Source organism: Bradyrhizobium genosp. L (assembly GCF_015624485.1).
GTDB lineage: Bacteria > Pseudomonadota > Alphaproteobacteria > Rhizobiales > Xanthobacteraceae > Bradyrhizobium.
This window is the reverse complement of record NZ_CP061378.1, coordinates 3,272,968-3,296,112: the sequence shown is the minus strand read 5'-3', so window position 1 is coordinate 3,296,112 and position 23,145 is coordinate 3,272,968. Positions and strand designations below refer to the sequence as shown.

General features: G+C 65.8%; 21 protein-coding genes. 8 read left to right on the top strand and 13 right to left on the bottom strand.

The features are described from left to right. Positions 1 to 81 precede the first annotated feature (81 nt). The 3 genes from IC762_RS15310 to IC762_RS15300 all read left to right on the top strand — a co-directional run bounded on the left by IC762_RS15310 (position 82) and on the right by IC762_RS15300 (position 3,579). Positions 82 to 576 (top strand): YaiI/YqxD family protein, encoded by a 495-nt coding sequence (locus IC762_RS15310; RefSeq protein ID WP_195789597.1) that lies wholly within the window; start codon positions 82 to 84, stop codon positions 574 to 576. Between the two features lie 3 nt (positions 577 to 579). Continuing rightward, the gene (locus IC762_RS15305; protein ID WP_195789596.1) at positions 580 to 2,394 is read left to right on the top strand and encodes an ABC-F family ATP-binding cassette domain-containing protein; all 1,815 of its coding nucleotides are present in this window, start codon (positions 580 to 582) and stop codon (positions 2,392 to 2,394) included. A 105-nt stretch (positions 2,395 to 2,499) separates the two neighbouring features. Then, positions 2,500 to 3,579 (top strand): D-TA family PLP-dependent enzyme, encoded by a 1,080-nt coding sequence (locus IC762_RS15300; RefSeq protein WP_195789595.1) that lies wholly within the window; start codon positions 2,500 to 2,502, stop codon positions 3,577 to 3,579. A 92-nt stretch (positions 3,580 to 3,671) separates the two neighbouring features. Here the strand turns inward: IC762_RS15300 and IC762_RS15295 are convergent, their stop codons facing one another. From IC762_RS15295 to IC762_RS15260, 8 genes are all read right to left on the bottom strand, one after another. Beyond that, positions 3,672 to 4,853, bottom strand: a complete 1,182-nt coding sequence (locus tag IC762_RS15295; RefSeq protein WP_433995910.1) for a TIGR03862 family flavoprotein — start codon at positions 4,851 to 4,853, stop codon at positions 3,672 to 3,674. A 208-nt stretch (positions 4,854 to 5,061) separates the two neighbouring features. Continuing rightward, positions 5,062 to 5,979 carry an SDR family NAD(P)-dependent oxidoreductase gene (locus tag IC762_RS15290; RefSeq protein ID WP_195789593.1) on the bottom strand — a complete coding sequence of 306 codons (918 nt, stop codon included), beginning with the start codon at positions 5,977 to 5,979 and terminating at the stop codon, positions 5,062 to 5,064. 262 nt (positions 5,980 to 6,241) lie between these two features. Continuing rightward, positions 6,242 to 6,721: a MaoC family dehydratase gene (locus IC762_RS15285; RefSeq protein ID WP_195789592.1), complete on the bottom strand. Its 480-nt coding sequence runs from the start codon at positions 6,719 to 6,721 to the stop codon at positions 6,242 to 6,244. Positions 6,722 to 6,725: 4 nt separating this feature from the next. Continuing rightward, the gene (locus tag IC762_RS15280; RefSeq protein WP_195789591.1) at positions 6,726 to 8,456 is read right to left on the bottom strand and encodes an AMP-binding protein; all 1,731 of its coding nucleotides are present in this window, start codon (positions 8,454 to 8,456) and stop codon (positions 6,726 to 6,728) included. A gap of 156 nt (positions 8,457 to 8,612) precedes the next feature. Beyond that, the gene (gene mmsB / locus IC762_RS15275) at positions 8,613 to 9,500 is read right to left on the bottom strand and encodes a 3-hydroxyisobutyrate dehydrogenase (protein ID WP_195789590.1); all 888 of its coding nucleotides are present in this window, start codon (positions 9,498 to 9,500) and stop codon (positions 8,613 to 8,615) included. 25 nt (positions 9,501 to 9,525) lie between these two features. Further along, positions 9,526 to 10,608 (bottom strand): enoyl-CoA hydratase/isomerase family protein, encoded by a 1,083-nt coding sequence (locus IC762_RS15270; protein WP_195789589.1) that lies wholly within the window; start codon positions 10,606 to 10,608, stop codon positions 9,526 to 9,528. Next, the gene (locus IC762_RS15265; RefSeq protein ID WP_195789588.1) at positions 10,605 to 11,750 is read right to left on the bottom strand and encodes an isobutyryl-CoA dehydrogenase; all 1,146 of its coding nucleotides are present in this window, start codon (positions 11,748 to 11,750) and stop codon (positions 10,605 to 10,607) included. The genes IC762_RS15270 and IC762_RS15265 overlap by 4 nt, the downstream gene beginning before the upstream one ends. Positions 11,751 to 11,857: 107 nt before the next feature. Continuing rightward, positions 11,858 to 13,354 carry a CoA-acylating methylmalonate-semialdehyde dehydrogenase gene (locus tag IC762_RS15260; protein ID WP_195789587.1) on the bottom strand — a complete coding sequence of 499 codons (1,497 nt, stop codon included), beginning with the start codon at positions 13,352 to 13,354 and terminating at the stop codon, positions 11,858 to 11,860. A gap of 119 nt (positions 13,355 to 13,473) precedes the next feature. Between IC762_RS15260 and IC762_RS15255 the strand changes: the two genes are divergently transcribed. Continuing rightward, positions 13,474 to 14,388, top strand: a complete 915-nt coding sequence (locus IC762_RS15255) for a LysR family transcriptional regulator (RefSeq protein ID WP_195789586.1) — start codon at positions 13,474 to 13,476, stop codon at positions 14,386 to 14,388. A 147-nt stretch (positions 14,389 to 14,535) separates the two neighbouring features. On the opposite strand, the gene IC762_RS15250 is transcribed toward IC762_RS15255, so the two are convergent. After that, the gene (locus tag IC762_RS15250; protein ID WP_195789585.1) at positions 14,536 to 15,150 is read right to left on the bottom strand and encodes a TetR/AcrR family transcriptional regulator; all 615 of its coding nucleotides are present in this window, start codon (positions 15,148 to 15,150) and stop codon (positions 14,536 to 14,538) included. Positions 15,151 to 15,210: 60 nt separating this feature from the next. Beyond that, positions 15,211 to 15,747, bottom strand: coding sequence for a PaaI family thioesterase (locus IC762_RS15245; RefSeq protein WP_195789584.1), 537 nt, complete (start codon positions 15,745 to 15,747; stop codon positions 15,211 to 15,213). Positions 15,748 to 15,882: 135 nt separating this feature from the next. Between IC762_RS15245 and IC762_RS15240 the strand changes: the two genes are divergently transcribed. Further along, complete coding sequence (locus IC762_RS15240) at positions 15,883 to 16,653, top strand: enoyl-CoA hydratase (RefSeq protein WP_195789583.1); 771 nt, start codon at positions 15,883 to 15,885, stop codon at positions 16,651 to 16,653. 164 nt (positions 16,654 to 16,817) lie between these two features. Then, positions 16,818 to 17,093: a hypothetical protein gene (locus tag IC762_RS15235; protein WP_195789582.1), complete on the top strand. Its 276-nt coding sequence runs from the start codon at positions 16,818 to 16,820 to the stop codon at positions 17,091 to 17,093. Positions 17,094 to 17,150: 57 nt separating this feature from the next. Here IC762_RS15235 and IC762_RS15230 read toward each other — a convergent pair whose 3' ends face one another. The 3 genes from IC762_RS15230 to IC762_RS15220 form a co-directional block, all read right to left on the bottom strand. Then, positions 17,151 to 17,783 carry a hypothetical protein gene (locus tag IC762_RS15230; RefSeq protein ID WP_195789581.1) on the bottom strand — a complete coding sequence of 211 codons (633 nt, stop codon included), beginning with the start codon at positions 17,781 to 17,783 and terminating at the stop codon, positions 17,151 to 17,153. Positions 17,784 to 17,904: 121 nt separating this feature from the next. After that, complete coding sequence (locus IC762_RS15225) at positions 17,905 to 19,167, bottom strand: MFS transporter (RefSeq protein ID WP_195789580.1); 1,263 nt, start codon at positions 19,165 to 19,167, stop codon at positions 17,905 to 17,907. A gap of 138 nt (positions 19,168 to 19,305) precedes the next feature. Then, positions 19,306 to 20,208, bottom strand: a complete 903-nt coding sequence (locus tag IC762_RS15220) for a LysR family transcriptional regulator (protein WP_195789579.1) — start codon at positions 20,206 to 20,208, stop codon at positions 19,306 to 19,308. A gap of 109 nt (positions 20,209 to 20,317) precedes the next feature. On the opposite strand from IC762_RS15220, the gene IC762_RS15215 reads away from it, so the two are divergent. Then, the gene (locus IC762_RS15215) at positions 20,318 to 21,310 is read left to right on the top strand and encodes an aldo/keto reductase (RefSeq protein WP_195789578.1); all 993 of its coding nucleotides are present in this window, start codon (positions 20,318 to 20,320) and stop codon (positions 21,308 to 21,310) included. A gap of 479 nt (positions 21,311 to 21,789) precedes the next feature. Further along, positions 21,790 to 22,980, top strand: coding sequence for an acetyl-CoA C-acyltransferase (locus IC762_RS15210; RefSeq protein ID WP_195789577.1), 1,191 nt, complete (start codon positions 21,790 to 21,792; stop codon positions 22,978 to 22,980). The last annotated feature ends 165 nt before the right edge of the window (positions 22,981 to 23,145 follow it).

Below are 23,145 nucleotides of genomic sequence, written 5' to 3'. Positions count from 1 at the left end.
AGAGCGTGGCAAGCCTCGCGTTCTGCTCGCAATTTTCCGCACGATGGAGTACACGGGGCGCGCGTGCCAACCGTTGGACTGATGACTGAAACCACCGCCCCTACCCGCATCTATGTCGACGCCGACGCCTGCCCGGTGAAGGACGAGATCTATCGCGTCGCGATCCGGCTCGGCGTGCCCGTCAGCGTGGTCGCCGGCAATTTCATCCGCGTGCCGCAGGACCCGCTGATCGAGCGGATCGCCGCAGGCGCCGCGATGGACGCAGCCGACGACTGGATCGCGGCACGCGCGCACGACGGCGATGTCGTCATCACAGCCGATATTCCGCTGGCGAGCCGCTGCGTGAAGGCCGGCGCCGAGGTGATCGCGCCGAACGGCAAACCATTCACGGAACAATCGATCGGCATGACGCTCGCGATGCGCAACCTGATGACCGATTTGCGCTCGTCGGGCGAGATCACCGGCGGACCGAAATCCTACTCGCCGCGCGACCGATCGACCTTCCTCTCGACGCTCGACCAGACCATCCGCCGCATCCAGCGCCGCCGCGCCGAGCAGGCGACGAGCCAGAGCTGACGCATGCCGCCGCCTCTCATCCAGCTCAAGGACATCAGCCTGACCTTCGGCGGCACGCCGCTGCTATCGGGCGTCGAGCTGTCGGTCTCCGCCGGCGAGCGCGTCTGCCTGATCGGCCGCAACGGCTCCGGCAAGTCGACGTTGCTGCGGATCGCCGCCGGGCTCGTGGAGCCAGACTCGGGCAGCCGCTTCGTGCAGCCCGGCGCCACCATCCGCTATCTGCCGCAGGAGCCGGATTTCGGCGACCACAAAACCCTGCTCTCATACGTCGAAGCCGGCCTCGGCCCGGGCGACGACCATTACCAGGCGCGCTATCTCGTCGAGCAACTCGGTCTGACCGGCGAGGAAGATCCCGCGCAGGTCTCCGGCGGCGAGGCGCGCCGCGCCGCGCTGGCGCGGGTGCTGGCGCCCTCGCCCGACATCCTCTTGCTGGACGAGCCGACCAACCATCTCGACCTGCCGACCATCGAATGGCTCGAAGGCGAGCTGGAGAGCCGGCGCTGCGCGCTGGTCATCATCAGCCACGACCGCCGCTTCCTGACCAACCTGTCGCGCAGCACCGCCTGGCTCGACCGCGGCCAGATCAGGCAGATCGACCGCGGCTTCGGCGCCTTCGAGGCGTGGCGCGACGAGGTGCTGGAGGAGGAAGAGCGCGACCAGCACAAGCTCGACCGCAAGATCGTCAACGAGGAGCACTGGCTGCGCCACGGCGTCTCCGGCCGCCGCAAGCGCAACGTCAAGCGGCTCGGCAACCTGTTCGCGCTGCGCGACCAGCGCCGCACCTATCGCGGCGCCACCGGCAATGCCACGCTCGCCGCCGCCGAGGCCGAAAAATCCGGCCGCCTCGTGATCGAGGCGAAGAACATCGCCAAGGCCTATGGCGAGCAAATCATCGTCGACGGCTTCTCGAGCAGAATCCAGCGCGGTGACCGCATCGGCATCGTCGGCCCGAACGGCGCCGGCAAGACCACGCTGGTGCATCTGTTGATCGGCAACGATCCGCCCGATTCCGGCTCGGTGCGGTTAGGGGCCAATATCGAGATGGCGACGCTCGACCAGCATCGCGAAAGCCTCGATCCGAAGCTGACCTTGGCGGAGGCGCTGACCGGCGGCCGCGGCGACCATGTGATGGTCGGCGACAAGTCGAAGCACGTCATCGGCTACATGAAAGACTTCCTGTTCGCGCAGGAGCAGCGCGGCACACCGCTGGAAGCGCTGTCCGGCGGCGAGCGCGGCCGGCTGATGCTGGCGCGCGCGCTGGCCAAACCGTCCAACCTCCTGATCCTGGACGAGCCGACCAACGACCTCGATCTCGAAACCCTCGATGTGCTCGAGGAGATGCTCGGCGACTACGAAGGCACCGTGATCCTGATCAGCCACGACCGCGATTTCCTCGATCGCGTGGTGACCTCGGTGATCGTGCCGGAGGGCCAGGGCCGCTGGATCGAATATGCCGGCGGCTACAGCGACATGCTGGCGCAGCGCGGCACCGACGTGAAGCGCGAGGCGGTGAAGGCGCAGGCTGCGGTCGAGGAGAAGGCGGAAGCAAAGACCGCGGCGCCTGCGGCCGCGCCGAAACGCCGGCTGAACTTCAACGAGAAGCACGCGCTGGAGACGCTGCCGAAGGCGATCGAGGAGCTGCAAACCGAGATTGCAAAGCAGCAGAAGCTGCTCGACGATCCGGATCTCTACACCAGGGATCGCAGGAAATTCGATGCTGCGTCCGCGGCAATCGCGAAAGCACAGGAAGAGCTTTCCGCCGCGGAAGACCGCTGGCTGGAGCTCGAGGTCCTGCGCGAAGAGATCGAACAGGCATGAACCGTAGGATGGGTGGAGCGCAGCGATACCCATCATCACACGACGAACGAGTTTGATGGGTTTGGCTTCGCTCTACCCATCCTACGAGGCCGGAGAAGAAACAACATGACCACGCCCCTCGCCGCCAAGATCGCCCGCGAATACGGCACGCCCTGCGCCGTGATCGACATGGACCGGGTCGAGCGCAACATCGCGCGCATCCAGGCCGCCTGCGACGCCGCCGGGGTCGCCAACCGGCCGCATATCAAGACCCACAAGAACCCGACATTGGCGCAGATGCAGGTCAAGGCCGGCGCCAAGGGCATCACCTGCCAAAAACTCGGCGAGGCCGAGATCATGGCGGATGCCGGCATCGACAACATCCTCATCTCCTACAATCTGCTCGGCGACGAGAAGATGGCCCGGCTCGGCGCGTTGCAGGCCAAGACCAACGTCACCGTCGCGGCCGACAATTCCGTGGTGGTCGGCGATCTGCCGAAGGCGGCCGCCGCCTCCGGCCGGCCGCTCTCCGTCGTGGTGGAATGCGACACCGGCCGCAAGCGCGCCGGCGTCGAGACCCCGGCAGAAGCGATCGCGCTGGCACGCGAGATCGCGGGCTCGAAGGGCCTGAGCTTCGCGGGTTTCATGCTATACCCGACCGAGACCGGCTGGGCCGACGCGCAGAAATTCTACGACGAAGCGCTGGCCGGGGTCCGTGCCCATGGCCTCGACGCGGCGATCGTCTCGACCGGCGGCACGCCGAACCTCAAGAACATCGGCAAGCTGAAGGGCGGCACCGAGCACCGCTTCGGCACTTACATCTACAACGACCGCATGCAGGTCGCGGCCGGCGTCGCCACCTGGGACGATTGCGCGCTGAACATCTATTCCACCGTGGTGAGCCGCGCCGGTCCCGAGCGCGGCATCCTCGACGCCGGCTCGAAGACGCTGACGTCCGATACCGGCGGCCTCGACGGTCACGGCCTGATCCTCGAACATCCCGAAGCCAAGATCGCGCGCTTCGCCGAGGAGCACGGCTTCCTCGATCTCTCCCGCAGCAACACGCGGCCCAATGTCGGCGATGTCGTGCGCATCGTTCCCAACCATGTCTGCGTCGTCGTCAACATGATGGACGAGGTCGTGATGGTGCGCGGCGACGAGATCATCGGCACGCTGCCGGTGGCGGCACGGGGGAAGCTGCGGTAACCATCGTCGTAGGGTGGGCAAAGGAGCGCAGGCGACGTGCCCACCATCGCTTGCATTGCTCGTGATGGTGGGCACGCTTCGCTTTGCCCACCCTACGATTTCCGCGTGAGCCATTTCAACGCCCCCTTCCCGGCGGCCACACCCGTCGCAAACGACGCCTGCAACAAATAGCCGCCGGTCGGGGCTTCCCAGTCCAGCATTTCGCCGGCGGCAAACGTACCGGGCAGACGGCGCAGCATGAAATGTTCGTCGAGCTCGTCGAACGTGATCCCGCCGGCCGTCGAGATCGCCCGCGCGATCGGGGCCACGCCCGCGACCTGGACCGGCACCGCGTTGATCAGATCGGCGAGTTCGGCCGGAGCTAGCGAGGCGAGTGGCCGGCCTGACGCCGCCGCGATCTCCTGCAACAGGCCGATGCCGACGGGCGAGAGCTGCGCCGCCTTGCGCAGGAAGTTGGAGAAGGACTGCTTGCCCTTCGGCGCCGACAGGCGCGTGACAAGCTCTTGCCGCCCAAGGTCGGGACGCAGCGCGACATGGAGCGTCGCCGCTCCCTTCGCGTGCACCGCATCGCGCAGTTCGGCCGACAGGGCGTAGATCGCGCCGCCTTCGATACCATTGCGTGTCACGACGGCCTCGCCGCGCACGGTATGTGCACCGATCGTCAGCGCGATGCCCTTGAGCGGCTGGCCTTCGAAGCGATCGCGGAACACATCCGACCATGCGACCGTGAAGCCGGAATTGGCCGGCCGCATCGGCGCAATCGCGACGCCTTTCTCTGCAAGGGTCACCGTCCAGGCGCCGTCGGAGCCGAGGCGCGGCCAACTCGCGCCGCCGAGCGCGAGCAAGGTCGCTTCGGCATCGGCCACGCGCGGACCATCCGGTGTTGCGAACAGCAATCCGCCACCCTCGTCCCAGCCGATCCAGCGATGCCGGAACGCGAACTGCACGCCCGCCTCGTCGAGCCGCCGCAACCAGGCGCGCAGCAACGGCGACGCCTTCATGGCCTTGGGAAAGACGCGGCCGCTCGAGCCTGTGAAGGTCGGCTGCCCCAGCGCCTCGCACCATGCGCGCAACGCGCTCGGCGGCAACGCCCCGATTGCGGCGCTCAGATGCGGCATCGCCTCGCGGTAGCGCGCAAGGAAATCCGTGAGCGGCTCCGAGTGGGTGAGGTTGAGCCCGCCGCGGCCGGCCATCAGGAATTTGCGGCCGGCCGACGGCATCGCGTCGTAGACGGTGACGTCGGCGCCGCCTGCCGCGAGCACCTCCGCCGCCATCAGGCCGGCGGGGCCGGCTCCGATGACGGCGATGTGGTGCGAGGACGAGGACATGACCCGAATGTAAGCCCGCGGTCACGCCAGTAACAGCCGTCATGCCCGGGCTTTACCCGGGCATCCACGCCTGACTTTCGGTTGGTGACAAAGACGTGGATGGCCGGGTCAAGCCCGGCCATGACGTGGAAGAATGTGGAGGCGCTAACGCCTCCTAAAGCTTGATCCCTGCCCTTGCCGCGGCCTGTGCTACATATTTTTGCGTCTGCTCGAAGGCACCCTGCAACGCCTTCGCGGTCGACATGTTGCCGATCTCGGCAAAGTGCGCAGCGATCGCGTCCGGCGTCCATTCGGACTGCGGCAGGTTGACGCCTTCGGTCTCCAGTACCTTGATGACGGCGAACGAGCCGGCGCCGGCGCCCATGATGGTGCGGGTCGGCGCGTCCTCGCTGAGCAGGAATTCGACCGCCGGCGTGATCGCTTCCGGCTTCATCAGCGCGAGCGCCTGAGGCGGCAGCAGCTCTTCGGTCATGCGGGTCGCCGCCGTCGGCGAGATGGTGTTGACCTTGATGTTGTTCTTGCGGCCCTCTTCGGCGAGCACGTTCATCAGGCCGACCATGCCGGCTTTCGCCGCGCCGTAATTGGCCTGGCCGAAATTGCCGAACAGGCCCGACGACGAGGTCGTCAGCACGATGCGGCCGTAATTGCGCTCGCGCATGCCGGCCCACACTGCCTTGCAGCAGTTGAAGGTGCCGGTGAGATGCACGCCGAGCACCTTGTCCCAGTCGGCAACCTCGAGTTTTGCGAATGACTTGTCGCGCAGGATGCCGGCATTGGCGCACAAGAGATCGACGCTGCCCCACTCCTCGGTGGCGCGCGCGACCATCGCGGTGACCTGCTCGAAGTTCGAGACGTCGGCGCCGTCGACCATCGCGGTGCCTCCGGCCTTGCGGATCTCCTCGACCACGGTCTCGGCCGGCGACAGCGAGCCGCCGCTGCCATCGCGCGCGCCGCCGAAATCATTTACCACGACCTTGGCGCCGCGGCTGGCGAGCCCCAGTGCATGCGCCCGTCCAAGACCATTGCCCGCGCCGGTGACGATAGCGACGCGTCCGTCGAACCTGATTGCCATGCGTGTCGTTCCTTACTTCCCTTCTCCCCTTGTGGGAGAAGGTGGCGCGCTCTGGAGCGCGATTGCGCTCCTGAGCGTGCCGGATGAGGGGTTCTCTTCGCGAACTCGAGTGAGAGTCTTTGCGCAGAGGCAGACCCCTCACTCGGCTTCGCGTTCCGCGAAGCCACCCTCTCCCACAAGGGGAGAGGGTGCACTGAGCAAGAATTGACAGCTTTTGAGCAGCGATGGATGGCCGGGTCAAGCCCGGCCATGCCAGCCACAATCAGCTGAAATAGACCAGCCCGAGCCAGTCCGCGACCAACGCGGGCTTTTCCTCGCCCTCGATCTCGACCGTGACGTTGGTGCGCGACAACAGTTCCTTCGGCTTGCGCAAGGTCGCCTCCGCCAGCACGAACCGGCCGCGGACGCGCTTGCCGGAGCGGACCGGCGAGAGGAAGCGGAGTTTGTCGAAGCCGTAATTGACGCCCATCGCGGTGCCCTCGACGACCGGCATCACCTCGTAGGACATGATCGACATCAGCGACATCGTGAGAAAGCCGTGTGCGATCGTGGTGCCGAACGCGGTTTCCTTCTCGGCGCGCTCGGGATCGACGTGGATGAACTGGTGATCCTCGATCACGTCGGCATAGGTGTCGATACGGCCCTGATCGAGCAGGTGCCATGAGGACACGCCGATCTCCTTGCCGACCATGCCCTGATAGGTTTCCAGGGACACCGGCGGCTTCTTCCAGACTTCGTTCATTTCGTTAGGTCTCCGAACCGGATGCCCGCACCTTTTGCAGCTCCGGAAATTCTTCCTCGCGGAACTCGGCTCCGCGCAACGCATCCCCGCGATTATCGTCATGTTCGAGCCGACGCAACTGCACGCGGCGAATTTTTCCGGAGATCGTCTTGGGCAGCTCGGTCACCAGCTCCAGTTTGCGGATACGCTTGAACGGTGCCAGCCGGGTGTGCAGATGCTTGAAGATCGACAGCGCCGTTTCCGGCGTGCGCTCGACACCGGCGACCAGCAGCACATAGGCCTTCGGGATCGCAAGCCGGATCGGATCCGGGCTCGGCACCACCGCAGCTTCCGCCACCGCATCGTGTTCGAGCAGCACGCTCTCCAGCTCGAACGGCGAGATGCGGTAGTCGGAGGATTTGAACACGTCGTCGGTGCGGCCGACGAAGGTGAGATAGCCTTCGTCGTCGGTGAACACGACGTCGCCGCTGCGGTAGATGTCGCCATCGGCGCCACCGAGCTTGCCGTCATCGCCCTGATAGCCCTGCATCAGGCCCGCCGGCCTGTCGGTGCCGAGCAGCAACGTCACCTCGCCTTCCTTCGCGGCGTTGCCGTCATTGTCGGTAACCTGCACGCGATAGCCCGGCAGCGGGCGGCCCATCGAGCCGACCTTGACCTTCTGCCCCGGCGAGTTGCCGGCGAGCGCCGTGGTCTCGGTCTGGCCGTAGCCGTCGCGGATGGTGAGGCCCCAGGCCGCTTGCACCTGGTCGATCACCTCGGGGTTGAGCGGTTCGCCGGCACCGCAGACCTCGCGCAACGACATCTTGTAGCTCGCAAGCTGCTCCTGGATGAACAGCCGCCACACCGTCGGCGGCGCGCACAGCGTGGTGACGCCGCAACGGCCGATGATCGAGAGCAGTCCTTTCGCCTCGAAGCGTGGCTGATTGGCGATGAAGATCGTCGCCCCGGCATTCCACGGCGCAAAGAAACAGCTCCAGGCATGCTTGGCCCAGCCGGGCGAGGAGATGTTGAGATGGATGTCGCCTGGTTGAAGGCCGATCCAGTACATGGTCGAGAGATGGCCGACCGGATAGCTGCGCTGGCTGTGCCGCACCAGCTTTGGTTTCGCCGTGGTGCCTGAGGTGAAATACAGCAGCATCGGGTCGTCGGCGTTGGTCGGACCATCAGGCGTGAACGTCGCCGGTGACTTGGCGGAGTCCTCGAACGGCAGCCAGCCGTCGTGCCTCTCGGTCGCACTCACGACGATGCGCGCCAGATTCTCGCTGCCGAGGCCGGCGAATTTCGCGACCTGGTCCTGCGTCGCGACCACCGCCTTCGCCCGGCCACGATCGAGCCGATCGCGCAATTCGTCCGCGGTCAGCAGCGTGGTCGCGGGGATCACGACGACGCCGAGCTTCATTGCGGCGAGCATCGTCTCCCACAGCGGCACCACATTGCCGAGCAGCAATAGCAGATGGTCGCCACGCTTCAGCCCTTGCGCGCGCAGGAAGTTCGCGACCTGGTTGGAGCGGCGCGACAGCTCGGCAAAGGAAAGCTTGGTCTCGCTGTTCGAAGCCGCATCGACGATCCACAGCGCCGGCCGGTCGCGGCTCTCGGGATCGCGCGCCAGCTCATCGAACCAGTCCAGCGCCCAGTTGAACGGCACCGGATCGGGCCAGCGGAATCCCTTCACCGCGGCATCGTAGTCGCTGCGGTGCTTGAGCAGAAAGGCGCGTGCGTCCTGAAATGTCGTCATCCGGCTTCACCACGTATGATGACGTCATCCCTGCGCAACGCCTCCGCGTTGTCGCTTGAGGAGCCGCGCGTCGCGCGGCGTCTCGAAGGACGGCCACAGACACCGTCTCTCCATCCTTCGAGGCTCGCTCCGCTCGCACCTCAGGATGACGGCGATTTATTTCGGGGCAAGTGCTCTAACGTGCTGGATAATTCCGGAAAAGTCGACCCCGCCGTGACCCTCAGCGTCGAAGGTCTTATAGATCTCCTGCGCATGCTTGCCGAGCGGCGTGACCGCGCCGGCGGCATGGGCTGCGTCCTGCGCCAGCGTGAGGTCCTTGACCATCAGGTTGGAGGCGAAACCCGGTCTGTAGTCGTTGTTCGCCGGCGAGGTCGGCACCGGGCCGGGAACCGGGCAATAGGTGGTGAGCGACCAGCACTGGCCCGACGAGGTCGAGGCGACGTCGAACAGCGCCTGATGCGACAGGCCGAGCTTCTCGGCCAGCACGAAGGCCTCGCCGACCGCGATCATGGAAATGCCCAGGATCATGTTGTTGCAGATCTTGGCCGCCTGCCCCGCGCCGGCGCCGCCGCAATGTACGATCTTCTTGCCCATGTTGACCAGCACCGGCTGGGCCGCTGCGAACGCCTTGTCTTCGCCGCCGCACATGAAGGTCAAGGTCGCGCCCTTGGCACCGCCGGTACCGCCGGAGACCGGCGCGTCGACCGAGGCCATGCCGTGCTTTGCCGCCAGCGCATGCGCCGCCTTCGCGCTCTCGACGTCGATGGTCGAGCAATCGATGATCAGCGTGCCCTTGGCCATGTGCGGGAGCACCTCGTTCCAGACGCCAAGCACGTGCTTGCCGGCCGGCAGCATCGTGATGACGATGTCGGCGCCCTTCACCGTGCCGGCGCCGCTCTCGCCGATCGCGGCACCGTCGGCCTTGGCCTGCTCGCGGGAGGCCGCGACCAGGTCGAACGCGGTCACCTTGTGGCCGGCCTTGACCAGATTGGCCGCCATCGGCCCGCCCATGTTGCCGAGCCCGATGAATGCGACGTGTGCCATGGTGATTCCTCCGCTTGCGGCGTTTCTATTTGCTGTTCGGAAAAGTCAGTTCGTCGGCGCCGATCTCGGCGAAATAAGGCGCCAGCATCTCCGGCGTCACGTCCTCGATGCGGGTTGGCTGCCACTTCGGATTGCGGTCCTTGTCGATTACGGCCGCGCGCACGCCCTCGCGGAAATCGTCGCTGGCGAATACCTCCAGCGCGGCGCGATATTCGCGCAGCAGGCACTCTTCGAGCGTCGAGGTGCCGCGCGCCAGCCGCAGCAGCTTCAGCGTCACCACCATGCCGCGCGGCGATTTCTCGCCGAGCATCTTCAAGGTCGCCTGCGCCAGATCCGATCCATCTGACGTCAGCGCCGCGACGATGTCTTCCATCCGGTCATGCGCGAACCAGCCATCGATCCTGGCTTGCTGCGCAGCGACCGGGCCGGTCGTGTCGCCAGTGGCAAAGCCGGCGATCAATCTGTCGACCTCGACCGAATTCGTGCCTTGCCGAACCTTGGTCAGCGCTTCGCGCAACTCCGGCAACTTCGCACTCGGCACCACGGCATCGGCGAATCTCGCATGGATCGCATCCGGACCATTCATGGTGGTGCCGGTCAGACCGAAGTACGCGCCAAGCTCGCCCGGCGAACGCGACAACAGATAGGTGCCGCCGACATCGGGGAAGAAGCCGAGACCGACCTCGGGCATCGCAAGTTTTGTCCGCTCCGTCACCACGCGGTGGCGGCTGTGCGCCGACAGGCCAACGCCGCCGCCCATCACGATGCCGTCCATGAAGGCGACATAGGGTTTTGGGAATTGCTTGATCCGCGCGTTGAGGATGTACTCGTCGCGCCACAGGATCTTGCCGAGGTCGCCCTTGACCTTGGAGCTTTCCCAGAGCGCGCGGATATCCCCGCCGGCGCACAGCCCGCGTTCACCGGCGCCTTCCAGCACGATGACGGCGACCTCGGCATCGGCCTCGAACGCGTCGAGCGCCTTGTCGATGCCGTGAAACATTTCCAGCGTCACGGCATTGATCGCCTTCGGTCGGTTGAGCCGGATGATGCCCGCCGAACCTTCCTTGCGGGCGATCAGATCGCCCTCTGCCGCAGCCACATCGTTCATCGCGCGCCCTCGATCAGCTTGCGCGACACGATCAGCCGCATGATCTCATTGGTGCCTTCGAGAATCTGGTGCACGCGCAGATCGCGCACGATCTTCTCGACGCCGTATTCGCTGAGGTAGCCGTAGCCGCCATGCAGTTGTAGCGCCTGGTTGGCGACCTCGAAGCCGACATCGGTGCCGAAGCGTTTGGCCATCGCGCAGAGCTGGGTGGCGTCCGGGTCCTTGCGATCGAGCGCGGCCGCGGCACGCCACAGGAAGGTCCGCGCGGCCTCCAGCTCGGTCGCCATGTCGGCGATCTTGAATTGCAGCGCCTGGAATTCGTCGAGGCGTTTTCCGAAGGCCTTGCGGTCCTTCATGTAGGTGAGAGCCTTGTCGAGCGCGGCCTGCGCACCGCCGAGCGAGCACGCCGCGATGTTGAGCCGGCCGCCGTCGAGGCCGGCCATCGCGATCTTGAAGCCGATGCCCTCGTCGCCAAGCCGGTTTGCGACCGGCACGCGCGCGTTCTCGAACACGACGGCGCGGGTCGGTTGCGCGTTCCAGCCCATCTTGCGCTCGTTGGCGCCGAACGAGACGCCGGGCGTCTTGCCGTCGATCACTATTGTCGAAACGCCGCCAGCACCCTCGCCGCCGGTGCGCACCATCGCCACCAGGATGTCGGTGCTGCCGGCGCCGGAGATGAACTGCTTCTGGCCGTTGAGCACGTAATGATCGCCGTCACGCACCGCGCGGGTCCGGAGCGCCGCGGCGTCGGAGCCGGCGCCCGGCTCGGTCAGGCAATAGCTCGCCAAGAACTCCATGGTGCAAAGCTTTGGCAGCCATTTGTGGCGCTGGGTGTCGTTGCCGAAGGCATCGATCATCCAGGACGCCATGTTGTGGATCGAGATGAAGGCTGATGTGGTCGGACAACCCGTCGCCAGCGCCTCGAAGATCAGCGCCGCGTCGAACCGCGTCATCGCGGAGCCGCCGACATCGTCCTTGATGTAGATGCCGCCCATGCCGAGGCCTGCGGCCTCGCGCATCACCTCGACAGGGAAATGCTTCTCCTCATCCCAGCGCAGCGCATGCGGCGCGATCTTTTCTGCCGCAAACGCCCGCGCCATGTCGCGAATGGCGATCTGGTCCTCGTTGAGAGCGAACTGCATCTCAATGCCCTCTCGTCATTGCGAGGAGCGAAGCGACGAAGCAATCCATGTCTCCACGCGGGGAAAGATGGATTGCTTCGCTACGCTCGCAATGACGGCTGTGGTGATCACTTCATCGTCGGGATCGAGAACTCCGCACCGTCCTTGACGCCGGACGGCCAACGCGAGGTCACCGTCTTGGTCTTGGTATAGAAGCGGACCGAATCCGGACCGTGCTGGTTGAGATCGCCGAAGCCGGACTTCTTCCAGCCGCCGAAGGTGTAATAGGCGATCGGCACCGGAATCGGCACGTTGATGCCGACCATGCCGACATTGACCTTGGCCGCGAAGTCGCGCGCGGCGTCGCCGTCGCGGGTGAAGATCGCAACGCCATTGCCGTAGTCGTGATCCGAGGGCAGCGCCAGCGCCTCGTGATAGTCCTTGGCACGCACGACCGAGAGCACGGGGCCAAAAATCTCTTCCTTGTAGATCCGCATGTCCTTGGTGACGTTGTCGAACAGCGAGCCGCCGAGATAGAAGCCGTTCTCGTAGCCCTGCATCTTGAAGCCGCGGCCGTCGACCGCGAGGGTGGCGCCTTCCTTGACGCCGATGTCGATGTAGCTCTTGACCTTCTCGACCGCCTCGCGGGTCACCAGCGGGCCGTAATCGGCCGACGGATCGACCGAGGTGCCGATCTTGAGCGACTCGACGCGCGGGATCAGCTTTTCCATCAGCCGGTCGGCGGTGGTCTTGCCGACGGGGACCGCGACCGACACCGCCATGCAGCGCTCGCCGGCCGAGCCGTAGCCGGCACCGATCAGCGCGTCGACGGCCTGGTCCATATCGGCGTCGGGCATCACGATGGCATGGTTCTTGGCGCCACCGAAGCACTGGCAGCGCTTGCCGGTCTGCGCGGCGCGCTCGTAGATATATTGCGCAATGGGCGTCGAGCCGACGAAGCCGATCGCCTTGATATCGGGATCGTCGAGGATGGCGTCGACGGCTTCCTTGTCGCCGTTGACGACATTGAGGATGCCGGCCGGCAGGCCCGCCTCGATCATGAGTTCGGCGAGCATCATCGGCACGCCGGGATCGCGCTCGGACGGTTTCAGGATGAAGGCGTTGCCGCAGGCGATCGCGGGCGCGAATTTCCACATCGGGATCATCGCGGGGAAGTTGAACGGCGTGATGCCGGCGACGACGCCGAGCGGTTGCCGCAGCGAATAGATGTCGATGCCGGGGCCGGCGCCTTCGGTGTATTCGCCCTTCATCAGATGCGGGATGCCGCAGGCAAACTCGGCGACCTCGAGGCCGCGCTGGATATCGCCCTTGGCGTCGGGAACGGTCTTGCCGTGCTCGCGCGCCAGGACATTGGCGAGCTTGTCGTAGTCGCGCTGCACCAGCTCGACAAACTTCATCATCACGCGGGCGCGGCGCTGCGGGTTGGTCGCGGCCCATTCGCCCTGCGCGGCCTTGGCGTTCTCGACCGCGGCGCGCACTTCGGCCTTGGAGGCCAGCGCCACCTTGGCCTGGACGTCGCCGGTCATCGGCTCGAAGACGTCGGCCGTGCGGCCCGAGGTGCCCTTGACCTCCTTGCCACCGATGAAATGTCCGACTGCGCGCATGGAAAACCTCCCTTAGGACAGGAATCGCCGCTGACAGCGGCGAGATCGCTTTACAAACTCTATTGACCCTGCATTTTGTAGGATACAAGTCCGATAAATTGCACCATAGATGTGCGGAAATGCTGGATCAAGGCGGCGGCACGATCGACTGGGACGACTTCCGTTTCGTGCTGGCGATCGTGCGCGGCGGCTCGGTGTCGGCTGCCGCCAAGCAGCTCGGCGTCGATCATGCCACAGTAATCCGGCGTGTCGACCGGTTGGAGCGCCACCTCTCCGCAAAACTGTTTGATCGGCGCAAGACCGGCTATCTCCTCACCGAGGCCGGCCAGCGTGTCGCCGACAGCGCGGAGGCGATGGAATCCACCATCGTCGCCAACCAGGAGGCGGTCGGCGGTTCGCGCGCGCACCTCACCGGCACGGTGCGGATCGGCGCGCCCGACGGTTTTGGCAGCCATTTTTTGGCCTCGCGGCTGGTCAAGCTGACCGAGCGGCATCCCGATCTCGATCTGCAACTGGTCGCGACCGCCCGGCTGTTCTCGCTCTCCAAGCGCGAGGCCGACATCGCGATCAGCCTGACCATGCCAAAGGAAGGCCGCATCGTCGGCCGCAAGCTCCTGGACTATACGCTCGGGCTTTATGCCGCACCCGCCTATCTCGCGCAGGCGCCGACCATTGCCACCCGCGCGGACCTGCCGAAGCATCGCTTCGTCGGCTACATCGAGGAACTTCTGTTCACGCCGGAGCTGGACTACCTGCCGCAGGTCTCGCCAAAGATCTCCGCGAAATTCCGCAGCGCCAACCTGATCGCGCAGCTCAACGCCACCATCGCCGGCTTCGGCATCGCCGTGCTGCCGCATTTCATGGCATCAGCGCATCCGGAATTGCAGCCGGTGCTGCCGAAAGAGGTGCGGATTTCCCGCACCTTCTGGCTCCTGATGCACGCCGACAGCAAGGACCTGGCGCGGATCCGCGCGGTGGCGGATTACATCTACGAGACGGTGGAAGCCGAGCGGGCGCTGTTTGGCAGCGAATAATTCCGCCGTCGTCCCGGCGAAGGCCGGGACCCATTACCACAGGGTAGTGTTGTTGACGGGATTTGCGATCCCAGCGGAGTCAAACAAATAACATTTGGGGTTATGGGTCCCGGCCTTCGCCGGGACGACGATGAGGAAAGAGTTCGCCTAATTCACCTTTGCCTTCTTGGCCGGCGTCTTCGCCGCCGCGGCACGGCCCAGTGCCGCTTCGCGGCCGGCGCTCAAAACCTCGTCCGACATTTCCCCGGTGCCCGCGATCCGCGACATCACGATCGCGCCCATCATGGTCGCCAGCGTCGCCATCGCCTGCTTGCGCGCGGCCTTGCGCGGGACATCACTGATCTGGTCGGCGATCATGTCGATCATCTGCTCGAGCTTCTGCGCGAATGCCTTGCGGGTCTTCGGGCTCTCGCGGGCGATCTCGGCGCCGAGCGAGGGTACCGCGCAGCCCTGGCCGGGATCGTCGCGATGAACGGTCGTCAAATAGCCGTCGACGATGGTGGCAAGCCGCTTCTCGGCCGGCACTTCGGCGACCACCTTGCGCCAGCGCTCGGTGGCGCGGTCCATCGCATAGCTGAAGGCCTCGATCACCAGCGCCTCGCGCGAATCGAAATGCGCGTAGAAACCGCCATGGGTCAGGCCGGCGTCCTTCATCAGGTCGGCGACGCCGATGCCATGCGCGCCCCGCTCGCGCAGCCGCGTTGCGGCCTTCTTCACGATCCGGGCGTGGGTCTCCTGCTTGTGTTCCTTGGAATAGCGCATGTCAGTCTCATGAAATGTTTCCAATCATATAATAACAGATTTGCGGCGGAAAAGCTGCAGCTATTTCGCTTTTGCCGGTTCTCCGATCATGGAAAAGGTTGCCGTTGCGTGCACTGCGAGATTGCCCTTGCCGTCGCGAACGAAGCCCTCGGCGTAGCTGGTCTGGCGACCGAGCTTGACCACCCTGCCCTCGGCGGCGATGGTTCCCGAGCGAACCGAGAGCGGGCGCAGATAGGTCAGCTTGAGGTCGAGCGTCACCGAGGTCTGCCCCGCCGGCAACACGGTCGAGATCGCACAGCCCATCGCGGTGTCGAGCAGCGCGGCTGCGGTCGCGCCGTGCATCAGCCCGATGGTATTTTCCAGGCTCTCATGCGGATCGAGTTCCATCACGATCCGCTCCCGCTCGACCACGGCCATGCGAAACCCGATCAGTCTGGCCATCGGCGGCGGCGGCAGAATGCCGTCGCGGATCGCGCACATCGCATCCCAGCCCGACATCGCGGACGCCACCTTCGCGGCCGGCCCCGGCGCCTGCCATTCCACCACGCGGACCCGCAGCAGATCGGGCGAGAACAGGTCGGTCGCGGCGGCAGTCATGGCGGCTCCTTTTGTATGATAAATGTAATTCTATTGGAGCAGGCCCTCGCGCGCAACTGCGTTGCTGCTCCCTTGACAGCGGCCCGCTTTGTCCGGGACATGACGCGATCCGTTCCCTGCTCCGAGACCTCATCCATGGACATGCTCAACCCCCACTGCGGCATTGCGGGCGACGCCAGAGGCGTCGTGCGGCTCGTGATCTGCAACGCGGGCAAGCTCAACATCCTGAGCTCCGACGTCACCGACGGCGTGCGCGAGGGTCTTGAGCACCTCGCCTCCAACGGCGAGATCCGCGCCGTGATCCTGCGTGGTGAGAGCGAGCGCAGCATGATCGGCGGCGCCGACATCCGCGAGATGGCGCGGCTCGACCAGCGTTCCGCCGAGGATTTCATCAGCCGCCTGCGCGACCTCTGCGAGGCCGTGCGGAAATTCCCGGCGCCCGTCATTGCCCGCCTGCCCGGCTGGTGCCTCGGCGGCGGGCTCGAGGTCGCGGCCGCCTGCGACGTCCGCATCGCCGCGCATGATGCGATGTTCGGCATGCCGGAGGTCCGCGTCGGCATCCCCTCGGTGATTCACGCGGCGCTGTTGCCGCGCCTGATCGGCTGGGGCCGCGCCCGCTTCCTGATGATGACCGCGGAGAACATCGACGCGCCCACTGCACTCGCGTGGGGGCTGGTCGACAAGGTGGCAAAACCCGGCGGCCTCGACGAGGCCGTCGAGCACACCGTGAAGGCGCTGCTGGAATGCGGCCCCGAAGCGCTGCGCATCCAGAAGGATCTGCTGCGGCAATGGGAAGAGCTGCCGCTGACCGAGTCCGTCAATCTCAGCGTCGGCGTGTTCGGGCAGTCCTTCCTGACCGGCGAGCCGCAGCGCCTGTTGCAAGGTTTTCTGGACAGGAAGCGGTAGACGACCTTTGTAGCCCGGATGGAGCGCAGCGAAATCCGGGCTACGGGCCGCGCGCATGCGCGTTTCCGCGGTGCAGGCGTGATCGTGATCACGGAAAATCCTCTTCTCTGGTCTAGGATGGCATTCGGAACGAACCGCGGCTCCGTCGAAAAGAGGAGGCACTCATGAACAAGCTGCTTCTCACTTCCGTCCTGGTTCTGGCGGCCCACGCAACCGGCTTGTGCGGCGTGACGCTCGCCTCCGCCACCGAGCAGCCCGCAGCATCTCCCGCGCCGCAAGCCAGCGACGCCCCAAAACAGGACGACCGTCCCGATGCCGCCGCGACCCCGGCTCCGGCCGCACCGGCCCAGCCTGCGACGCGGCACTGCACGACCCTGAGTGGCGAGAAGTTCGAGTGGTCATTCCCGAACGTGCCGTTTGGGACCGCGAGCTGCTCTTGAGCCGAAGCGGATTGCGCGCGCGTTCGCGCGACCCCGTTGGTTTCATCCGGGTTACGCTCACTGCTGGCTTTGCCCGGCGCTGACCGACAGCAGCGCCCAATTCAACCCGCCGGGTCGTGCTATCTTTCCGGGCTCCTCGGGCCATTGCAAGATTACCCATCGCAACGAAGGCGCCCACCAAAGGGTCGTCGTGTGATACAGCCTGCCCTGCCAGTAATATTCCTTCCTGACCTTGTAGGCCCAAAAGACGCCGGCGGGAACGCGAGCCAATCCATACGCGACCACAGAGTACTCAAGTCCGCTGTATTTCGAGGGAATGTCGTACTTGCTGATGGTCCCCGCTTTGCCGGCACGCAGCGGCCAAAGATCGGTGATCAATCTCTTCTCGGCAGCGTCCGTATCATCGAGACGCGGACCAAGGCCGCCGAACCAGTCGTAGAGGCCCCACGCGTCGGACCTGATCCGGCAGTTGAAATTATCCTGCTCGATCGCGGTCATCCGGTTGGGACGGTTGGTATTCGACGCCTTGACGTCGTAGGTGAAGACCGTGCCGGGCTCCGGACAGGAAAAGTCCGTCACCGGAGCAAACGCGGCAGGAACAGGGACGAACAGCGTGCTCTGGCCCGCGAAGCTCGCCACCAGCGTCAGCAAGGTCGCGAGAATCATATGCAGGAATTCCGACGCGGTCATTCGGCACCATGTCCGGGATGTCGGCTGATATTCAGATCAGCCGGGTGCCCCAGCCAAGAGGTTCTCGCGTTCTTCGTAAAGACATTGACAACCCGGAAGTGCAAATTGGGGCGTAGTCCCCTCACCTCGCATTCGCCGGCGCGTGCACCGGCCAGAGATCGGCTCGCCAATGCAGTGCGATGCCGAGCATCGCGATGAACCCCGCTGCCGCGAGCAGCGTCCCCGTGGCGGAATAGCCGATCAGGTCGATCAGGCTGCCGGCGGCGAGCAGGCCGAGCGGCAGGCCGTAGATCACCATCATGCGCACGCCCATCACGCGGCCGCGCAGGTGCGCGCTGGCGTTGCGCATCAGCATCACCGCGGCTGCGATCATCGACATGCTCTGTGCGATGCCGGCGAGCACCAGGCAGGCCATCGCCACCGGCATGGTGCGGAGCTCGACGAACACCAGCAGCATCGCGTACCAGGCGAGCGTCGCGCCGATCAAGAGCCGCGCGATGCGCACGCCGCCGGCCATGCTGAGCGTGATCGAGCCGGTCAGCGATCCCACGGCGAAGCTCGCCGAGAGATAGCCGAGCCCGGTCTGGTCGGTGTGGAAAATATCGCGCGCGACATAGGGCAACAGGCCGTTGGTCAGCGGAAACGCCGTGAGGTTGGCGAGAAACGCGACGCAGAGCGCGGCGCGCATGCCCGGGCCGTTCCAGGCATAGACGATGCCTTCCTTGAGGTCGCGCAGCAGCGTCGTGGCGAACGTGCCGCTCGCGGCATGATCGCTGGTGGCGTGCGCGATCGCCGGTCGGGTCATGCACAGCATCAGCACCGCGGCGGTGAAATAGAAGCAGGCGATCCCGACATAGACGTAGCCGATGCCCAGCGCGGCGAACAGGCTGGCGCCGGTCAAGGCGCCGGCGATGCGCGCCGAATCCTGCGTGGTGCGGGCGAGGCTGATGGCGCCGACCAGCCGCTCGGGCGGCATGATGTCGGCAAGCAGCGCGCCGCGCACGCCGAGATCGGACGGCCGGATCAGCCCCATCAGGGTGACGATGATCATCACATTGAGCGGCGCCAGATGGCCGGTCAGCGCCATCGTCATGATGGTCCCCGACAGCGCCGTATAGGCAAAGCGCATCACCGCGAGCAGGTCGCGGTGTCCCATGCGGTCGCCGATCATGCCGACCACGGGCGCGATCAGCGTGCCGACATATTGCAGCGAGGCAAGCACGGTGAGCAGCAGCACCGAGCCGGTCTCGACCATGATGTACCAGCCGAGCACCAGCGTCTCGACCTCGAACGCCCAGGAGGTGAGCAGGTCGGACGGCCACTGGAAGCGATAGCTCTTGATGCGAAAAGGCGCGAGCGCGGAGGTCCGCGTGGCTGCGCTCACGGCGCAATGACGCTGGTCACGGCGTTCCCTGCCCTTGTTCTTGATTCTTCTGGGAAATCGTCCCCATTCGGGCAGCCTAGTCGCGGGGTGACCGCTGTCAATTGATACCGCCGCATGCCGCCATGCATGACGACGCTTTCATCCCTCGCGGCCGCGATAGCGCAGCGCATCGACCAGCAACGCAAAGGCCGGCGAGGATTGCCGGCGGCTCGGGTAATAGAGGTGATAGCCGGGAAACGGCGCGCACCAGTCGTCAAGCACCTGGAGCAGTTGCCCCTTGGCGAGTTGTGGGCGCACTTGATCCTCCGAGACGTAGGCGAGCCCGAGGCCTGCCATCGCCGCCTTGATCCGCAGCGGGGTGCTGTTGAAGGTCAATTGCCCGTCGACACGCGCCTTCAACGGCCGCCCGCGCTTCTCGAACTCCCAGGCGTAGATGCTGCCATGGGTCGGCAGGCGGATGTTGATGCAGTCGTGCCGGGTCAGGTCCTGCGGCCGTTTCGGAGGCTCGCGCTGCTTGAAATAAGCGGGCGCCCCGACCACGACCATGCGGAAGTCCGGCCCGATCCGCACCGCGATCATGTCCCTGGCCACCTGCTCGCCGAGCCGGACGCCGGCATCGAAGCGTCCCGCGACGATGTCGGCGAGGCTGTCGTCGATCGAGAGCTCGACCTTGATGTCGGGATAGCGCGGCAGCAAGGAAGCCAAGGCCGGCCACAGGATCGTCTCGGCCGCGTGCGCGCCCGCGTTGATGCGGATCGATCCCGCCGGCCGCTCGCGCAGGGCACTGAGCGCGGCGAGCTCGGCCTCGATCTCCTCGAAGCGCGGGCCGATGCTCTGCAACAGCCGTTCGCCCGCCGCCGTCGGCGCCACGCTGCGCGTGGTGCGGGTCAACAGCCGCAGCCCCAGCCGCTCCTCCAGCGCCCGCATGGTATGGCTGAGCGCGGATTGCGACACGCCGAGCCGGGCGGCGGCGCGGGTGAAGCTGCGCTCCCGTGCCACCGCGAGGAAGGCGATCAGGTCGTTGACGTCGTGCCGCGGCATTCATGAATCCTATTCATAAGTCCATCCCGATCCTAGCGTCTAATCGCTTGCCGGACCACGCCCTAGATGGTGTCGCGACAGATCCCTGTCATCGACGTGGAGAGCCAACATGCAGAAACGGAAACTCGGCAACAGCAACCTCGAAGTTTCGGCGATCGGCCTCGGCTGCATGGGCCTGAGCTTCGCCTATGGCCCGGCCATCGCGAAGAAGGACGGCATCGCGCTGATCCGCGCCGCCGTCGAGCACGGCGTCACCCTGTTCGACACCGCCGAAGTCTACGGCCCGTTCGTCAATGAGGAACTGGTCGGCGAAGCGCTGGCGCCGGTTCGCGACCATGTCGTGATCGCCACCAAGTTCGGTTTCGATATCGGCTCCATGGCCGAGCGGCATCGCAGCCTGAACAGCCGGCCCGACCACATCCGCGAGGTCGTGGATGCTTCGCTGCAGCGGCTGAAGATCGATGTCATCGATCTGCTCTACCAGCACCGCGTCGATCCGGCGGTGCCGATCGAGGACGTCGCCGGCACGGTGAAAGAGTTGATCGGTGCCGGCAAGGTCCGGCATTTCGGCCTCTCGGAGGCCGGTGCGCAGACCATCCGCCGGGCGCATGCGGTGCAGAAGGTGACGGCGCTGCAAAGCGAATATTCGCTGTGGGAGCGCGAGCCGGAGCGAGAGATCCTCCCCGTGCTCGAGGAGCTCGGCATCGGCTTCGTGCCCTACAGCCCGCTCGGCCGCGGCTTTCTCACCGGCGCGATCAGCGCCAGCACGACGTTTGCAAGCGACGATTTCCGCAACCTCGTACCGCGATTCTCGGCCGAGGCACGCGCAGCCAACCAGGCGCTGGTCGATCGGCTCGGCCGGATCGCAGCCGGCAAGGGCGCAACCTCGGCGCAGATCGCGCTGGCCTGGCTGCTGGCGCAGAAACCGTGGATCGTGCCGATCCCCGGCACCACCAAGCTGCATCGCCTGGAGGAAAATATCGGCGCCGCCAACGTCACGCTGACGCCGGCCGATCTCGCCGAGATCGACACCGCGCTTGCCGCCATCGAGGTGCAAGGCGCGCGCTATCCGGAGCATCTGCAACAGATGGTCGGTCGCTGAGCAACGTCGTTCCGGGGCGCGCGCAGCGCGAGCCCCGGAATGACGCTCGCGCAGGGAAAGCCGGGTTGTTTCCGGTTACACCTGTGGTCCTACCTCGGTGCTTTCTGTTGCACCGGATCCATGGGTGCAATCGGCGCCCGGCTTTCCCTGCGCCCGCGGCGCCACAAATTCAGTGTCGTCCCGGCGAAGGCCGGGACCCATAGCCACGAATGCTAGTTGGCGCGCGACGCTGGAACGACGAGTCCCTTCAGCAACATCCGCCACGGAGTATGGGTCCCGGCCTTCGCCGGGACGACGGCGTGGAGAGAGGTGTGCGCCAAAACCCCAACGTCGTCCTGGCCTTCGCCCGGACGACGGATGGGCGTCCCCATCCAACTCATCCGAACACGACAATTTGTCATGCCCGTTGCCCTTTTTCGCACCGCATCATATGATGTATATAATTCAATAGAATCTCCGGTCCTCAAGGGAGTCCCGCCATGGCATCCGATCCCGTCGTCATCCTGTCCGCCGTCCGCACCCCGCTCGGCCGCTACCTCGGGGAACTCACGCCGTTTTCGGCGCATCAGCTCGGCTCGCATGTGATCGGCGCGGCGCTGGAGCGCGCCAAGCTCGCGCCTGAGCGGGTCGACGAGGTGTTCATGGGCAACGTGCTGCCGGCCGGCCAGGGCCAGGCGCCGGCCCGTCAGGCCGCGCGCGGCGCAAAGCTGCCTGACGCCACCGGCGCCACCACCGTCAACAAGGTTTGCGGGTCCGGCATGAAGGCGACCATGCTCGGCCACGACATCATCAAGGCCGGCTCGGCCGAGATCGTGGTGTCGGGCGGCATGGAGAGCATGAGCAACGCGCCGTATCTGTTGCAAAAGGCCCGCGGCGGCTATCGCGCCGGGCACGACCGCATCATCGACCACATGATGATGGACGGGCTGGAAGATGCCTACGAGACCGGCCGCTCGATGGGTGATTTCGGCGAGGCAACTGCGGAAGCCTACCAGTTCACCCGCGCCGACCAGGACAGCTACGCGATGGAGACGCTGAGCCGCGCCCGCAAGGCGGTCGAGGGCGGCGCCTTCAAGGCCGAGATCGCGCCCATCACGGTCAAGGAAAAGACCGGCCCGCGCGTCATCGGCAATGACGAGCATCCGCTGAAGGTCGACCCGGCAAAGATCCCCGGCTTGAAGCCCGCATTCCGCGCCGGCGGCACCATCACGCCGGCCGCCTCCTCCGCCAATGCCGACGGCGCCGCCGCGCTGATTTTGGCACGGCGTTCGCTCGCCGATCGCGACGGCCTGCCTGTGATTGCCGAGATCAAGGGCCACGCCACCCACAGCCAGGAGCCGCAATGGTTCACCACGGCGCCGATCCCGGCGATCCGGAAGCTGCTCGACAAGGTCGGCTGGAGCGTCGGCGATGTCGACCTGTTCGAGATCAACGAAGCCTTCGCGGTGGTCGCGATGGCGGCGCAGCGCGACCTCGCGATCCCGCGTGACCGGCTCAACATCAACGGCGGCGCCTGCGCGCTCGGCCATCCGATCGGCGCCACCGGCGCGCGGCTGATCGTGACGCTGCTGCACGCACTCGAAGCGCAGAATCTGAAGCGCGGCGTCGCCGCATTGTGCATCGGCGGCGGCGAGGCCACCGCGATCGCCGTGGAGCGGGTGACGAACTGAACTATCCACCGTCATTGCAAGCCAGCGGGTCGGCGCGAAGCGCCGCCCGATGACAGGCTTCGCGAAGCAATCCATGTCACCGCATCTGCGGAGCGATGGATTGCTTTGTCGCGGAGCCTGTCATCGGGCGCGCGTTTGCGCGACGCGTTGGCTCCTTGCAACGAC

What these genes read in the sequence shown, in the direction of transcription:
- IC762_RS15245 (WP_195789584.1), bottom strand. Translation starts at nt 15,747, where the DNA reads ATGACTGCCGCCGCGACCGACCTGTTCTCGCCCGATCTGCTGCGGGTC.
- IC762_RS15240 (WP_195789583.1), top strand. Translation starts at nt 15,883, where the DNA reads ATGGACATGCTCAACCCCCACTGCGGCATTGCGGGCGACGCCAGAGGC.
- IC762_RS15220 (WP_195789579.1), bottom strand. Translation starts at nt 20,208, where the DNA reads ATGCCGCGGCACGACGTCAACGACCTGATCGCCTTCCTCGCGGTGGCA.
- IC762_RS15235 (WP_195789582.1), top strand. Translation starts at nt 16,818, where the DNA reads ATGAACAAGCTGCTTCTCACTTCCGTCCTGGTTCTGGCGGCCCACGCA.
- IC762_RS15280 (WP_195789591.1), bottom strand. Translation starts at nt 8,456, where the DNA reads ATGACGACATTTCAGGACGCACGCGCCTTTCTGCTCAAGCACCGCAGC.
- mmsB (WP_195789590.1), bottom strand. Translation starts at nt 9,500, where the DNA reads ATGGCACACGTCGCATTCATCGGGCTCGGCAACATGGGCGGGCCGATG.
- IC762_RS15230 (WP_195789581.1), bottom strand. Translation starts at nt 17,783, where the DNA reads ATGACCGCGTCGGAATTCCTGCATATGATTCTCGCGACCTTGCTGACG.
- IC762_RS15260 (WP_195789587.1), bottom strand. Translation starts at nt 13,354, where the DNA reads ATGCGCGCAGTCGGACATTTCATCGGTGGCAAGGAGGTCAAGGGCACC.
- IC762_RS15310 (WP_195789597.1), top strand. Translation starts at nt 82, where the DNA reads ATGACTGAAACCACCGCCCCTACCCGCATCTATGTCGACGCCGACGCC.
- IC762_RS15290 (WP_195789593.1), bottom strand. Translation starts at nt 5,979, where the DNA reads ATGGCAATCAGGTTCGACGGACGCGTCGCTATCGTCACCGGCGCGGGC.
- IC762_RS15295 (WP_433995910.1), bottom strand. Translation starts at nt 4,853, where the DNA reads ATGGCGGCGGAGGTGCTCGCGGCAGGCGGCGCCGACGTCACCGTCTAC.
- IC762_RS15270 (WP_195789589.1), bottom strand. Translation starts at nt 10,608, where the DNA reads ATGAACGATGTGGCTGCGGCAGAGGGCGATCTGATCGCCCGCAAGGAA.
- IC762_RS15210 (WP_195789577.1), top strand. Translation starts at nt 21,790, where the DNA reads ATGGCATCCGATCCCGTCGTCATCCTGTCCGCCGTCCGCACCCCGCTC.
- IC762_RS15285 (WP_195789592.1), bottom strand. Translation starts at nt 6,721, where the DNA reads ATGAACGAAGTCTGGAAGAAGCCGCCGGTGTCCCTGGAAACCTATCAG.
- IC762_RS15305 (WP_195789596.1), top strand. Translation starts at nt 580, where the DNA reads ATGCCGCCGCCTCTCATCCAGCTCAAGGACATCAGCCTGACCTTCGGC.
- IC762_RS15265 (WP_195789588.1), bottom strand. Translation starts at nt 11,750, where the DNA reads ATGCAGTTCGCTCTCAACGAGGACCAGATCGCCATTCGCGACATGGCG.
- IC762_RS15255 (WP_195789586.1), top strand. Translation starts at nt 13,474, where the DNA reads ATGCTGGATCAAGGCGGCGGCACGATCGACTGGGACGACTTCCGTTTC.
- IC762_RS15300 (WP_195789595.1), top strand. Translation starts at nt 2,500, where the DNA reads ATGACCACGCCCCTCGCCGCCAAGATCGCCCGCGAATACGGCACGCCC.
- IC762_RS15250 (WP_195789585.1), bottom strand. Translation starts at nt 15,150, where the DNA reads ATGCGCTATTCCAAGGAACACAAGCAGGAGACCCACGCCCGGATCGTG.
- IC762_RS15215 (WP_195789578.1), top strand. Translation starts at nt 20,318, where the DNA reads ATGCAGAAACGGAAACTCGGCAACAGCAACCTCGAAGTTTCGGCGATC.